Source organism: Streptomyces sp. A1136 (assembly GCF_004795055.1).
Taxonomy (GTDB): domain Bacteria; phylum Actinomycetota; class Actinomycetes; order Streptomycetales; family Streptomycetaceae; genus Streptomyces.
Window position 1 is genome coordinate 65331 of record NZ_SSBJ01000021.1, and the last position, 12854, is coordinate 78184.

Genomic DNA, 12854 nt, shown 5'->3' on the forward strand with positions numbered 1-12854 from the left:
GATCAACCGCCCCCGGCGCCCTCCTCGATGGCGGACCGGACCTCCGCGACCCGCTCCCGTTCCTCCGCCGCGAACCGCTCGCGGTCCAGCGCCTCGGCGATCTCCTCGTCCTCGCTCATCAGCAGGTCGAGGTTGGAGTCGCCCATCTCGAAGACGCCCATCTCCAGGTACGCCCGCTGCAACCGGTCGCCCCACAGCCCGATGTCCTTGACGCAGGGCACGATCCGGCTGAACAGCAGCCTGCGGAAGAGGTGCAGGAACTCCGACTGCTCGCTGAACTCCTCCGCCTCCTTCCTCGGGATGCCGAAGTTCTCCAGGACCTCCACCCCGCGCAGCCGGTCCCGCATCAGGTAGCAGCCCTCGATCACGAATTCCTCGCGCTCGCGCAGCTCGGCGTCCGTCAGCTGCTTGTAGTAGTCCCGCAGCGCCATCCGCCCGAAGGCCACGTGCCGGGCCTCGTCCTGCATCACGTACGCCAGGATCTGCTTGGGCAGCGGCTTGTCGGTCGTGTCGCGGATCATCCCGAAGGCCGCCAGCGCCAGCCCCTCGATCAACACCTGCATGCCGAGGTACGGCATGTCCCAGCGGGAGTCGCGCAGGGTGTCGCCGAGCAGCCCTTGCAGGCTGTCGTTGATCGGGTAGAGCATCCCGACCTTCTCGTGCAGGAAACGCCCGAAGATCTCCGCGTGCCGGGCCTCGTCCATCGTCTGGGTCGCCGAGTAGAACTTCGCGTCCAGGTCCGGCACGGACTCGACGATGCGCGCCGCGCACACCATCGCCCCCTGCTCCCCGTGCAGGAACTGGCTGAAGTTCCATGCCGCGTAGTGGCGGCGCAACTCCCCCTTGTCCTTCTCGGTGAGCTTGGCCCAGTAACGGGTGCCGTGGAGCGTCAGTGCCTCGTCGGGGGTGCCGAGCGGATCGCAGGGATCCACCTCCAGGTCCCACGCGATGCGCTTGGCGCCGTCCCACTGCTTGTCCTTGCCCTTCTGGTACAGGGCGAGCAGCCGCTCCCGGCCGGCGCCGTACTCCCAGCTGAAGCGGGCGGCGCCGGAGGCCGGAACCTGCCAGACGTCCTCGCCGGGGTCCTTGGTGTAGAGCTCGTGCGTCGACACTGACGCTCCCTCGTCTCGCATCTCACGTACTCGTCACGTCTCGCGTACTCGCCTACAAGACTCGTACTCGCTTACAAGACGGCACAGTTGGCCACCGCCCGCAGCGTCACACGTTGGTAGACGCGGGGTCAACAAGTCGCGCCGGGGGGATTGACGGTCTTGCTGACAAGCAGTCTCATAAGCAGTGACCGCCGGTAACTCCACGAGCGAGGTGTCCGAAGCCATGACGACCGTGACCGATCGAGCAGCGCCGAGGGACGCGCTCGGCCTCCTGAAGGACCGCGAGGAGACAGCCGAACGACTGCTCGCATCATCGGCCAAGCACTCCTTCGACCCCGACAAGGAACTCGACTGGGACGCCCCGCCGATCGAAGGCAGGTACTACTGGCCGCCCGAACTGCTCTCGCTCTACGACACACCGCTCTGGAAGAAGATGGGCGAGGAGCAGCGCATCGACCTCTCCCGGCACGAGGCTGCCGCGCTCGGCTCCCTCGGCATCTGGTTCGAGATCATCCTGATGCAGCTGCTCGTCCGCCACATCTACGACAAGTCGCTGGTCAGCAACCACGTCCGCTACGCGCTCACCGAGATAGCCGACGAATGCCGGCACTCCATGATGTTCGCCCGCATGATCCGCAAGGCGGACACCCCCGCCTACCCGGTCTCGCGCACCCACCACAACCTCGCTCGCGTCCTCAAGACGGTCTCCACCACCCCCGGTTCCTTCGCCTGCACCCTCCTCGGCGAGGAGATCCTCGACTGGATGCAGCGCCTGACCTTCCCCGACGAGCGCATCCAACCGCTGGTGCGCGGGGTCACCCGCATCCACGTCATCGAAGAGGCCCGGCACGTCCGCTACGCCCGCGAGGAACTGCGCCGCCAGATGCTGACGGCCCCCCGCTGGGAGCAGGAACTCACCCGGATCAGCTGCGGCGAGGCCGCCCGCGTCTTCTCGCTGGCCTTCGTCAACCCCCAGGTCTACGAGAACATCGGCCTGGACCGGCGCGAAGCCGTCGCCCAGGTCAAGGCGAGCGGCCACCGGCGCGAGGTCATGCAGACCGGCGCCAAGCGGCTGACGGACTTCCTCGACGACATCGGCGTACTGCGCGGCGTAGGCCGCAGGCTGTGGAAGAGCTCGGGACTCCTGGCCTGACCGTCACTCCCCGGGGTTACCCTGCGGGCATGACGACCGTACGGGCCTACCGCAGGCTGAGCGTCGAGGAGCGCCGGGCCCAACTCCTCGACGCGGCCCTGTCGCTGTTCGCGCACCGGGCGCCGGAGGAGGTCTCCCTCGACGACGTCGCCGAGGCCGCCGGGGTCTCGCGCCCGCTGGTCTACCGCTACTTCCCGGGCGGCAAACAACAGCTCTACGAAGCCGCCCTGCGCTCGGCGGCGGAGCTGCTGGGACAGTGCTTCGCGCAACCCCAGGCAGGGCCCCTCACCCGGCGGCTGTCCCGGGCCCTGGACCGCTACCTGGCCTTCGTCGACGAACACGACACCGGCTTCGCGGCGCTGCTCCAGGGCGGCAGCGTGGTGGAGACCTCCCGTACGACGGCGACCGTGGACGGCATTCGCCGCGCGGCGGCCGAACAGATCATCGTCCACCTGGCCGTCCCGGACCCGGGGCCGCGGCTGCGGATGATGGTGCGGACCTGGATCACGGCCGTGGAAGGGGCCTCGCTGAACTGGATCGACGAGGGCAAGCAGCCTGAGGTCGGCTCGCTCCGCGACTGGCTGGTGGACCAGTTCATCGCCCTCCTCACCGCCACGGCGGCCACCGATCCGCAGACGGCCGCGGCGGCGCGGGCGGCCCTGGCGCTGGAAACGGCGGACGGCCCCGTCGGGGTCCTGGCCCGGCGGGTGATCCCCGTGGTCTCCGAGGCGGCCCACCTGCTGTGACACTGGAGGGGTGAGAAGCGAATCGACCCCCTTCGAGGGCGGTCCCATGGACGGCCGGTCCCTGCCGATCCTGCTGGGCCCGACCGGCCACCCCCCGAAGTGGTACGAGATCCCCGTCCCGAACCCGGACGGCGCGGCCCCGACGGTCCTGCTGTACGAACGGGTCCCGGCGGGCCAGACGAAACGCCTGGGCCTCCGCAAGGGCTGGAAGTACACCTACCGCCCGGACACGACCCGCCCCCGCGCCCGCTGGCCGTGGCGGTAGCCGGTGCCCTGGCCGGGTCGTTGTGCGGTCCTCCGCGGGGTTGCCGGGTTCGTCGGGCGGGGTCGGCGTGTGGTTCTCCGCGGCGGGGCGGTTGCCCTGTCGGCCGGGCGGGGTGGCTGTGTGGTTCACCGCGGCGGGGCGGTGGCCCGGTCGGCCGGGCGGGGTCGGTGTTCGCCTCAAGCGCCGGCGGGGCTGGGGGTGGCTCCGTCCGGGCGGGGTGCCGCGGCCGTGGACGGGGTGGGGGGTCGTCCGGGGCGGGCATGCTTCATGGCGCCGACCCCGGGTCGTGGAAGCGCGACCCCCGCGCGCCACCCATCACGTTTTAGCCCCGTCCGCCCCCCACCCCGCCCCGACTCCCGTCCAGTACCCGCCGGCGGGACAGACCACCGCCCGGCCCGCACCCCTACAGTCCCGCCGGCGTTTGAGGCGGACACCCACCCGGCCTGCTGGTCCGGGCCGCCCTCGGGGCCCACGCATGGACCCGGTTTCACTTCAGCCCCGCCGGCGTTTGAGGCGCGCGGCGAAGCCGGGGTCGCTTCGCGCGGCGGTGCGCTCGCCGGCACCCAGCCCCGCCGGCGTTTGAGGCGGACCCAGGCCCCGCCCGGCGGTGGTCCGGGCAACCCCTGCGGGGGCCTTGGGGGCCCCGCGGCGACCGGTCTCACCAAGCCCCGCCGGCGTTTGAGGCGGACACCGATCCGGCCCGGTGGTCCGGGCAGCCCCCGCGGGGGCCCGCGCAACGGCCCGGCCAGGGCAACGTCACGGCAGGTGCAGCACCGCTTCCGCCCCGCCCCCCTCCGCCCGGCGGAATTCCAGCCGCGCCCCTATCACCGCGGCCTGGCCGACCGCGATGGTCAGGCCCAGGCCGTGTCCCTTGCCGCCCCCGCCCCCGGCCCCCGCACTGCGGAACCGCTGCGGGCCCTGCGTCAGCAGGTACTCCGGGAACCCGTCACCGTGGTCCCGTACCGTCACCACCGGCCCGTCCACCGTCAGGACGACCGGCTCCCGCCCGTGCCGGTGGGCGTTCGCCAGCAGGTTCCCCAGCACCCGCTCCAGCCGCCGCCGGTCGGTCTCCACCAGCGTGTCCCGCACCACGACCACCTCGGTCGGCGTCCCCGACGCCCGTACCGCCCGCCGGGCCAGCCGCGCCAGCTGGTGCAGGTCCGTCTCCACCACCTCGCGCCCCGCGTCCAGCCGCGAGATCTCCAGCAGGTCCTCCGTCAGCCCCCGCATCGTCCGTACCCGCTCCCGCACCAGCTCCGTCGCCCGCCCCTCCGGCAGGAGTTCCGACGCAGCCTGCAACCCGGTGAGCGGCGTCCGCAGCTCGTGCGCGACGTCCGCCGTGAACCGCTGCTCGCGCTCCAGCTTCCCCTGGAGGGTGGCCGCCATCGTGTCGAGCGCGCCCGCCACCGTCGCCACCTCGTCCTGGTGCCGCGAGGCGTCCTTCGTCCGCGGGTCGCCGACGCGCGCGTCGAGGTCGCCCTGGGAGATCCGCCGCGCGACCGTGGCCGTCTGGTGCAGCCGCCGCGTCACCCGCCGCACCGCGAACGCCCCCAACAGCAGCGTGCCGCCGATCGCCAGCATCGAGGAGCCGATGATCGCGTGGTCCAGCCCGCTGATGGTCCGCGCCGCCTGGCTGTAGTCCACGGCCGTGGCGAGGGCACGGCCGTCCGCGGGACCCGCCGCCCACATGACCTGCCGCCCCCGGAACTCGGCCACGACGGTGCCCCGCTGTCCGCGCACCGCCAGCCGCCGCAGCGGATCCGGCAGCCCCGCCGGATCGAGCGCCGAACGCGGGGGCAGGGCCTCGCCCGCCTCGTACGCCCGCGTGGCATCGCCCAGCTTCTCCAAGGCCCGGTCCCGCGCGTTCGACACGGTCTGTCGGGTCACCTCGACGTGCACCAGCGCGCCCAGCGCCGCCGCCAACGCACAGCACATGACCACGATGAAGCAGGCCGACTTCCAGGTGAGCCTGGCGGTCCAGGCGGGGAGCCGGGCCCTCATGACGCCCCCGGGCGCGCGGGCACCCGTACGATCTGCTCGCGCGCGGGCAGCATGCTGCGCTGCTTCTCGTCCCACGACCAGGTGCTGAACAGCTCGTATCCGGGATGCCCGCTCGGCACGCGCAAGACCACGTTCTGACCGGCCAGCTCGACGCCGATGACGGTCTCGGTGGTCGCCATGATCCGGTTGAGTCGCCCGTCGGGGTCGGCCGTGTAGGCACGTACCGACATCATGTTGTCGGGCAGCTCGATCCCGACGACGACCTCGTCCTTCCCGTTCCCGGTGAGGTCCCGGTAGTAGGGGTCGAGCACCGGGCACTTCTCCGAGGACTCCGTCCCGCAGGCCCGGATCGCGTCGGCGGTCTCCTTCGGCATCCCGTCCGCGCCGACGAGGGCGCCCCGATGGGCGCGCAGCTCCGCCTGCACCAGGGCGACCGCGTCCACCTCGTGCACGTTCTGGTCGTGCACGGGCTGCAGGCCCTGCACGTACACCGGCGGCACGCCTCCCGGCGGGGCCGGGGGTACGTCGGCGCCCTTGCGCCACGGCCACAGCCGTACGGGTCCGCTCGCGGTCGGGGTCGGACCGGCGGAGGCCAGGCCGCCGGGGTCGCCGCACGCCGACAGCAACGGCAGCAGGCAAGCCAGCAGGAGCAGCCCGGTGCCCGTGCGGGAGGGGAGCGTGCGCACAGCGGTGGGCCTCCTCTACACGGCGCCGGGGCAACGGGTGTTTCCCGCCAACCTTAGGCCGACCCGGTCCGGTTTCGCCCGCACACATGGGCGATGCCCGCGCCGGCCGAGGTGGCCGGGCGCGTTCGGGGTCGGACGTCCGTAGGCCCCCGCCGGAGAATCACGAGGCCCACTGCGGCGGCTGACGGCGGTCACGGAACTGGGGCGATGGCCTCGTCACGGCGATCCGACCGCGAACCGACGGCGTCCGGGCGGAGCCGTCGCGCGGCGCGCCACGTGCGGGGGATTGCCGGGCGGCGCACCGCCTGCTCCCATGGACGCCGGGGGTGAGGACGATGCGCGGACTCAAGGTGCTGCCGAGCGGGCGGCCCGGCATGGGCAGGCTGTTCGTCAACCTGCCGGACGGCCGGGCGGTGGCCTGGTACGACCGGCGGACCAACCGGATCAGCCTGTTGGACGAAACCCACCGCGAGGCGGTGCTGGCCGCCCTGCGCCCCTACCTGAGCGGTGAGCCGGCCGTCGGGCCGCCGCCTGTGCCCACGCCTGCCGAACGGCTCCGCCTGGCCCTTGCGCCGGACCGGGACCTGGCCCCGAACCGGCCGGGGGAGCCGCTGCTGGGGGAGTTGGCGTACGGCTCACCGGGCACCCGGACCCGCCACCGGCTGCGCCGGGAAATCGAGGCCAGGGAGGCGGTGGGGGCGGAGTTGGAGGCCCTCGAAGCGATGGACTGGCGGGTCCTGCACGCCGTGCCCCTGCCGGGCGGCGGCGTGATCGACCACCTGTTGATCGGCCCCGCCGGGGTGTTCTGCGTGGCCACGGTGGCGGGCCGGCGCCAACGGGTCCGGGCCGGGGACCTGCTGGTCACGGTGGGCCGGGCCGACCCGCGCCCCGACGTGCGCCACATCCGCCGCGCGGCGGCCCACGCCGCGCGAGCCCTACGGGCGCCGGCCACCCCGGTGGTGGCGGTGGTCGACGCGGCCACGGTCGAGGTGGCGCCGACCCTGCGCGACGTCCGCGTCCTCCAACCCGCACTGACCCCGTACTTCACGACGGCCACCCCCGCCCTCAAACCCCCGGACGCGGACGCCCTCTTCTCCCTCGCCCGCGACACCTCGACCTGGCTCCCATAGCGCCCCGACACCTCCGCCACGCCGGACCACCACTCACATTCCCCGTCTCCGGATGGTGCCTCCGACCTCGCCCGGGATCGCATCGCTGCGCAACGCCCCCCGCCGTACCCTCCGAACCCCAACCGCCCGCCCTTGCCTCGGCCCCTCTGACGCGCCCGCCGAACTCGGACTGGCCGGCCCCTCAGGCGTCGGTATGGCTTCTCTCACGACGGCGCGCCCGCCGAACCAGCCCCGCCGGCGTCTGCGGCGAACCTCGCCCCCGCCCGGCGGCCGGGCACCCCCGGAGGGACTGCGCAACGCCTGGCCGGGGCCCCACCCCGCCCGGCGGCCCGGGCACCCCCCGGAGGGACTGCGCAACGCCTGGCCGGGGCCCCACCCCGCCCGGCGGCGCGGGCAACCTTCGCGGGTTCGGGCAACCGCCCGGCCCGGGCACCGGCCCCGCCACGGCACGCGCCGAGCTCGGCCCGGCTGTCCCCTGCGCCGCCTGGCGAAGCCGGGAGGGCTTCCCGCGCGGGCGTGTCCGCCCCACCCAGCCCCGCCGGCATTTGAGGCGACGCCGACCCCGCCCGGCGGCGCGGGTAACTCTGCCTGAGACAGACCGCCCGGCCCGGGGCGCAGGCCCGGCTGTTACCTGCGCCGCCTGGCGAAGCCAGCGAACCCAGCCCCGCCGGCGTTTGAGGCGACACCGACCCCGCCCGGTGGCCCGGGCGACCTCGGCAGGGACTGCGCAACGCCTGGCCGGGGCGCCACCCCGCACGGCGGCCCGGGCAACCTTCGCGGGTTCGGGCAACCGCCCGGCCGGGGCACCGGCCCCGCCACGGCACGCGCTGAGCTCGGCCCGGCTGTTACCTGCGCCGCCTGGCGAAGCCGGGAGGGCTTCCCGCGCTGGCGTGTCCGCCCCACCCAGCCCCGCCGGCGTTTGAGGCGACACCGACCCCGCCCGGCCCACCGGGCAACCTCCGGGTTCAGTCGAACCGCCCGGCCAGGGCACCCGCCCCGCCGGCGTCTGCGGCGAACATCGACCCCGCCCGGCGGCCCGGGCGACCCCGGGAGGGACTTGGCCGGGCACCGACCCCGCCCGGCGGCGCGGGCAACCCGCAGGGCCCCCGCGAAAGAACCCGGCCAGGGTCTACGCCGAGCGGCGCTTGCGCGGGGGTGTGGCCTTCTTGGCCGACGCCGCCGTCTTCTTCGTGGCGGCCGAAGTGGACTTGGTGCCGCCCGACTTCGCCCCGCCCGCCGACTCTGTCTTCTTGGTCGCCGCCGCCGACGTGGACTTCCGCCCCGACGCCGTCTTCTTCGCCGCGCCCGATCCCGACGCCGCCGTGGACTTCTTCCCGCCCACCGCCTTCGGCGCGGCGGCCGACTTCCGCCGGATCGGTGTCACGTCCGCCTCCGCCTCGGCCGCCGCCCCGCCGCCCTCCCCCCGCGAGGCCTTCGCCGCCTGCACGCTCCGCTCCAGCGCCGCCATCAGGTCGATCACCTGCCCGGCCGGTTCCGCCGCGGCCTCCGCGGGCTCGTACGCGCCGCCCGCCTTCGCCGCGATCATCTCCTCCAGGGCCTCGCGGTAGTCGTCGTGCAGCGATTCGATGTCCACCTCGCCCAAGGTCGCCATCAGCGCGTCCGCCAGGTCGAGTTCGGCGTCCCGCACCGTCACCGACGTCTCCGGCGCCACCCCCTCGGGGCGGCGGATCTCGTCCGGCCACAGCAGTCCGTGCATGGCGATCACGTCGTCGACGACCCGCAGCATCCCCAGCCGCTCCCGCCCCCGCAGCGCGAACTTCGCGATCGCCACCTTCCGGCTCCGCTTGAGCGCCTCCCGCAGCAGCGTGTACGGCTTGGCGGCCGTCGCCCCGTTCGCCGCCAGATAGTAAGCCGCGTCCATCTGGAGCGGATCGATCTCGTCGGCGGGGACGAACGACACGATCTCGATCGTCTTCGCGGTCGCGATCGGCAGCCGCGCCAGGTCCTCGTCCGTGATCGGGATGATCGAGCCGTCCGCCTCCTCGTACCCCTTGCCGATCTCGGCGGCCGACACCTCCTCCCCGTCCAGCTCGCACACCTTGCGGTACCGCACGCGCCCGCCGTCGGTCACATGGACCTGACGAAAGGAGATCGAGTGGCTCTCGGTGGCGTTCACGAGCTTGATCGGGATGCTGACCAACCCGAAGGAAATCGCCCCATTCCAGATGGATCGCACAGTTCCTCCCGTTTCGTGGCAATCTCATCGTATGACGCCGATCACCATGGTGGAGGGCCGGCGCATCGCGCTCAGCAACCTGGACAAGGTCCTCTATCCGGAGACCGGCTTCACCAAGGGCGAGGTGCTGCACTACTACGCCACCGTCGCGCAGCCCCTGCTGGCCCACGTCCACAACCGGCCGGTGTCGTTCCTGCGCTACCCCGACGGCCCGGACGGGCAGCTTTTCTTCACCAAGAACCCCCCGCCCGGTACCCCCGATTGGGTGCTGACCAGCCCCGTCCCGCGCTCGGAGGACCCTTCCGCCGAACAGGTGGTCATCGCGGACATGCCCACCCTCATGTGGGCCGCGAACCTCGTCGTGGAGTTCCACGTCCACCAGTGGACGGCGGGCAGCCCCGCCATCGCCGACCGACTGATCCTCGACCTGGACCCCGGGCCGCCCGCCACCGTCGTCGAGTGCTGCGCCGCCGCCCTCTGGCTGCGCGACCGGCTCGCCGCCGACGGCCTGCACGCCTACCCCAAGACCTCCGGCGCCAAGGGCCTCCACCTGTCCGCGCCCCTGGAGCCGACCCCGTCCGCGCGGGTGTCCGCGTACGCCAAGCGGCTCGCCCAGGAGGCCGAACGGGACCTGCCCGAACTCGTCGTACACCGGATGGCCAAGGCGCTGCGGCCCGGCAAGGTCTTCGTCGACCACAGTCAGAACGCCGCCGCCAAGACCACCGCCGCGCCCTACACGCTGCGCGCCCGCGCCCGCCAGACCGTCTCCGCGCCCATCTCCTGGGCCGAGGTGGAGGCCTGTGCGCACCCGTCCGACCTGGTGTTCCTCGCCGACGACATCGCGCCCCGGCTGGCCCGCGACGGCGACCTGTTCGCCCCGCTCACCGACCCCGCACAGGCCGGGGCGCTGCCGTGAGCCGGGTCAGGGTCGCGCTCGCCGCCACCGTACGGACCCTGCCGCGGGCGGCGGGCCTGGCGTACGAGCCGAAATTCGACGGCCACCGGCTCGTCGTCCTGCGCACCGCGGACGCAGTCGTCCTCCAGGCCCGCTCCGGCCGGATCGTGACCAGCGCGTTCCCCGATCTGGCCCTGGCCGCGGAGCGGTTGCCCGCCGGGACCGTGCTCGACGGGGAGGTGGTGGTCTGGCACGACGGCCGTACGGACTTCGCCCTCGTACAGCGGCGGGCGGCGGCGACGGCGAGCCGCGCGCCGGCGCTCGCGCACAGCCTGCCCGCCTCCTACGCGGCGTTCGACGTGCTGGAGCTGGCCGGCGTCGATGTGCGCGGCCGGACGTACGAGCGGCGGCGGGCGCTCCTGGTGGACCTGTTGCTCCCGCTCGGGCCGCCCCTCCAACCCGTCCCGATGACGACCGATCCGGAGCTGGCCGCGACCTGGTACGAGACGCTGCCCGCGAGCGGTATCGAGGGGCTGGTCGTCAAACGGCTGGACCAGCCCTACCCGGCCGGCCGGCGCGCCTGGCAGAAGCTCCGGCACACCGACGTCCGGGACGCGGCGGTGATCGGCTACACCGGGACGCCCCGCCGGCCGGCGGCGCTGGTCCTGCTCGTGCCGGGCGACGACGAGGCCCCGCTGGTGTCGAGCCCCCTGTCGGCCCCCTTGCGCCGGGAGCTGTCCGAGACCCTGGCCGGCCGGGCGGGCGACGCCCCGGGAGAGCCGACGGCCGGGGCGTCGCCGGCGCCGACGGTCACGGCCATCGGCCTGGGGGAGGTGGCGTACCGTCCGCTCGACCCGCCCCTGGCGGCGGAGGTCCGGCACACCGCGCTGCGCCACCCCCCGCCGGAGGTGCTGCGCCTGCGGACGGACCTCTGACCCGCCGCCCTCGGGGGGCGGGTCAGAGGCCCGTACGGTGGTCGTCCCCGTCGTGAGGAGGGGGCCCCGTCAGGTGTGGGCCCGGTCGATTGCGGGGCGCGATAGGTCTGGTCCGGTCAACTGTGGTCCGTCCCCCCGTGCGGCGGGGCGACCGGCGGCTCCGGCGGAGTCGGCGGGGCGGGCGGCGGGGGCTCGGTGACCTCGGAGGACGGGCGTTGGCCGGCGTGCGGGTGCGAGTGCTGGTAGCCGGACTCCCGGGCCGCGCGGACTTCGTCCGGGTGGATGGAAGTGGTGGAGCCGAAGTTGCCGAAGCCCTGCATCTCGTGCGGGCGCAGGCCGCTCTCGGGGAACTCCACGGGGTCCCGCTCCTCGCGCACCTCGTACACCGCGCCGCCGTCCGGCAGGTGCGGGTGGCTCTCGGGAGTCGGCGGCGGCGGCTCCTTGGCACGCACCATCTGGCCCAGCTTGAAGGCGGCGAGGAGGAACGCGACGATGATGAACCCGATGAAGAGGAACCAGACGGAATTCGGTACGTCGTCCGACGCGAGCATCGCGAGCATGTTCATACGTACCATTTTCCTCCTCTTCGTCGATATTGACCTGATCTAGGCACCCAAGATGGGGAGGAAGCCGGTCCGGGCCACACGACCGCGACCCGCTCCGGCCACCTCTCCCGAGGGCCCCGCTACCCCCGCAGGGGCCCTTCCGAGTCCCGCAGCCCGCCGCTCTCCCGTCCCCCGAGCACCCCGAGGATCTCGGCGCAGATGGCCAGGGCCGTCTCCGGCGGGGTCCGCGCCCCGAGGTCGAGACCGATCGGCCCGTGCACCCGGGCCAGCTCGGCCTCCGTCACCCCGCCGGCCAGCAGGCCCTCCCGACGCCGGGCGGCGGTCCGGCGGGAGCCGAGCGCGCCGACGTACGGGACGCCGAGCGCGAGCGCCGTGCGCAGGGTCGGCACGTCGAAGTCCGGATCGTGGCTGAGGAGCACCAGGCAGGCGGCGTCCCGGTGCGCGCCCAGCACCTTCTCCGCCTCGGCGGCCGACTCGACCGTCACCGCGCCCCAGTCCAGCAGCGTCGCCTGCCGCGCGATGATCTCCGCGAGCTCGCCGGCCCCGCCGATCACCACCTGCGGCGCGGACGGGTAGGCCTCCACCAGCACCAGCCCCGAGCCCCCGTACAGGGCGTCCCGCCCCGGTCGACGCGTGCGCAGCAGCTCACCGGCCCGCCGCGCGGCGTCGTCGGCCGGGGGGTCGACGTTCCGTACGAGCTCGCTCACCGCCCGGTCCGCGGCCTCGTTCAGCCGGGTCACCAGTGCCACCCCCTGTCCCTCTCCGAGCGACTCCCACCACTCGGCCGGGATCGCCGCCAATGGCTGGAGCAGCACCTCCGCCCGGCCGCCACACGTCAGCTTCGCCTCCACCGCCTCTCCGGCGCCGACCGAGACCTCGCACACCCGCGCGGTGTCCCCGGCCGCCATCGCGCGGGCCTCCGCGACGAGTTCGGCGTCGAACACCCCCCGGTACAGGGCCCCGACGCAGTCGCCCCGCGTGTCCACGAGTACCGCCCCGGCCGGGTCCCGCGGCCCGAACCCCTGCTCGGTGACGGGCCGCGCCAGGTAGCCGTCCCGTCCCTCCGCCACCCACCGCCGCGCCGTCTCCACCAGCTCACGCATCGCGTCCGCCCCATCCTCGTCGTCAGAGCCCGCCACAAAGCACCTGGTCAGCGGCGCCGCATGGC

General features: G+C 73.9%; 12 protein-coding genes. 6 read left to right on the top strand and 6 right to left on the bottom strand.

Annotated features, from left to right (window positions below; genetic code table 11):
• Positions 1–2: 2 nt before the first annotated feature.
• Positions 3–1112: a ferritin-like domain-containing protein gene (locus E6R62_RS21225; RefSeq protein WP_136215089.1), complete on the bottom strand. Its 1110-nt coding sequence runs from the start codon at positions 1110–1112 to the stop codon at positions 3–5.
• A 223-nt stretch (positions 1113–1335) separates the two neighbouring features.
• On the opposite strand from E6R62_RS21225, the gene E6R62_RS21230 reads away from it, so the two are divergent.
• Genes E6R62_RS21230 through E6R62_RS21240 form a run of 3 tightly spaced genes read left to right on the top strand, consistent with a single transcriptional unit; the run spans position 1336 to position 3276 of the window.
• Positions 1336–2265: a diiron oxygenase gene (locus tag E6R62_RS21230; protein ID WP_136215090.1), complete on the top strand. Its 930-nt coding sequence runs from the start codon at positions 1336–1338 to the stop codon at positions 2263–2265.
• 29 nt (positions 2266–2294) lie between these two features.
• Positions 2295–3011, top strand: coding sequence for a TetR/AcrR family transcriptional regulator (locus E6R62_RS21235; RefSeq protein ID WP_136215091.1), 717 nt, complete (start codon positions 2295–2297; stop codon positions 3009–3011).
• A gap of 10 nt (positions 3012–3021) precedes the next feature.
• The gene (locus E6R62_RS21240) at positions 3022–3276 is read left to right on the top strand and encodes a hypothetical protein (RefSeq protein WP_136215092.1); all 255 of its coding nucleotides are present in this window, start codon (positions 3022–3024) and stop codon (positions 3274–3276) included.
• A 756-nt stretch (positions 3277–4032) separates the two neighbouring features.
• Here the strand turns inward: E6R62_RS21240 and E6R62_RS21245 are convergent.
• Positions 4033–5277 carry a HAMP domain-containing sensor histidine kinase gene (locus tag E6R62_RS21245; RefSeq protein WP_136215093.1) on the bottom strand — a complete coding sequence of 415 codons (1245 nt, stop codon included), beginning with the start codon at positions 5275–5277 and terminating at the stop codon, positions 4033–4035.
• On the bottom strand, positions 5274–5963 hold the full coding sequence (locus E6R62_RS21250) for a hypothetical protein (RefSeq protein WP_136215094.1): 690 nt from the start codon (positions 5961–5963) through the stop codon (positions 5274–5276). The genes E6R62_RS21245 and E6R62_RS21250 overlap by 4 nt, the downstream gene beginning before the upstream one ends.
• Before the next feature lie 335 nt (positions 5964–6298).
• On the opposite strand from E6R62_RS21250, the gene E6R62_RS41790 reads away from it, so the two are divergent.
• On the top strand, positions 6299–7093 hold the full coding sequence (locus tag E6R62_RS41790) for a nuclease-related domain-containing protein (protein WP_136215095.1): 795 nt from the start codon (positions 6299–6301) through the stop codon (positions 7091–7093).
• A 1129-nt stretch (positions 7094–8222) separates the two neighbouring features.
• Here the strand turns inward: E6R62_RS41790 and E6R62_RS21260 are convergent.
• Positions 8223–9290, bottom strand: a complete 1068-nt coding sequence (locus E6R62_RS21260) for a Ku protein (RefSeq protein ID WP_136215096.1) — start codon at positions 9288–9290, stop codon at positions 8223–8225.
• Positions 9291–9321: 31 nt separating this feature from the next.
• Here E6R62_RS21260 and ligD point away from each other — a divergent pair, with 31 nt between their 5' ends.
• Both ligD and E6R62_RS21270 read left to right on the top strand, forming a co-directional pair.
• On the top strand, positions 9322–10206 hold the full coding sequence (gene ligD, locus E6R62_RS21265; protein ID WP_136215097.1) for a non-homologous end-joining DNA ligase: 885 nt from the start codon (positions 9322–9324) through the stop codon (positions 10204–10206).
• A complete protein-coding gene (locus E6R62_RS21270) occupies positions 10203–11120 on the top strand; it encodes an ATP-dependent DNA ligase (RefSeq protein WP_136215098.1) in 918 nt (305 codons plus the stop codon). Before ligD ends, E6R62_RS21270 begins: the two co-directional genes overlap by 4 nt.
• Positions 11121–11236: 116 nt before the next feature.
• Here E6R62_RS21270 and E6R62_RS21275 read toward each other — a convergent pair whose 3' ends face one another.
• Together E6R62_RS21275 and E6R62_RS21280 are read right to left on the bottom strand one after the other, a co-directional pair.
• The gene (locus E6R62_RS21275; RefSeq protein ID WP_206308795.1) at positions 11237–11686 is read right to left on the bottom strand and encodes a DUF6479 family protein; all 450 of its coding nucleotides are present in this window, start codon (positions 11684–11686) and stop codon (positions 11237–11239) included.
• A gap of 119 nt (positions 11687–11805) precedes the next feature.
• Entirely contained in the window at positions 11806–12789 is a 984-nt protein-coding gene (locus E6R62_RS21280) for an XdhC family protein (protein WP_136215099.1), read from the bottom strand.
• Between the last annotated feature and the right edge of the window lie 65 nt (positions 12790–12854).

Bases quoted from the DNA above. Each gene is read 5' to 3' on its own strand.
- E6R62_RS21230 (WP_136215090.1), top strand. From the start codon at position 1,336: ATGACGACCGTGACCGATCGAGCAGCGCCGAGGGACGCGCTCGGCCTC.
- E6R62_RS21235 (WP_136215091.1), top strand. From the start codon at position 2,295: ATGACGACCGTACGGGCCTACCGCAGGCTGAGCGTCGAGGAGCGCCGG.
- E6R62_RS21245 (WP_136215093.1), bottom strand. From the start codon at position 5,277: ATGAGGGCCCGGCTCCCCGCCTGGACCGCCAGGCTCACCTGGAAGTCG.
- E6R62_RS41790 (WP_136215095.1), top strand. From the start codon at position 6,299: ATGCGCGGACTCAAGGTGCTGCCGAGCGGGCGGCCCGGCATGGGCAGG.
- ligD (WP_136215097.1), top strand. From the start codon at position 9,322: ATGACGCCGATCACCATGGTGGAGGGCCGGCGCATCGCGCTCAGCAAC.
- E6R62_RS21275 (WP_206308795.1), bottom strand. From the start codon at position 11,686: ATGAACATGCTCGCGATGCTCGCGTCGGACGACGTACCGAATTCCGTC.
- E6R62_RS21280 (WP_136215099.1), bottom strand. From the start codon at position 12,789: ATGCGTGAGCTGGTGGAGACGGCGCGGCGGTGGGTGGCGGAGGGACGG.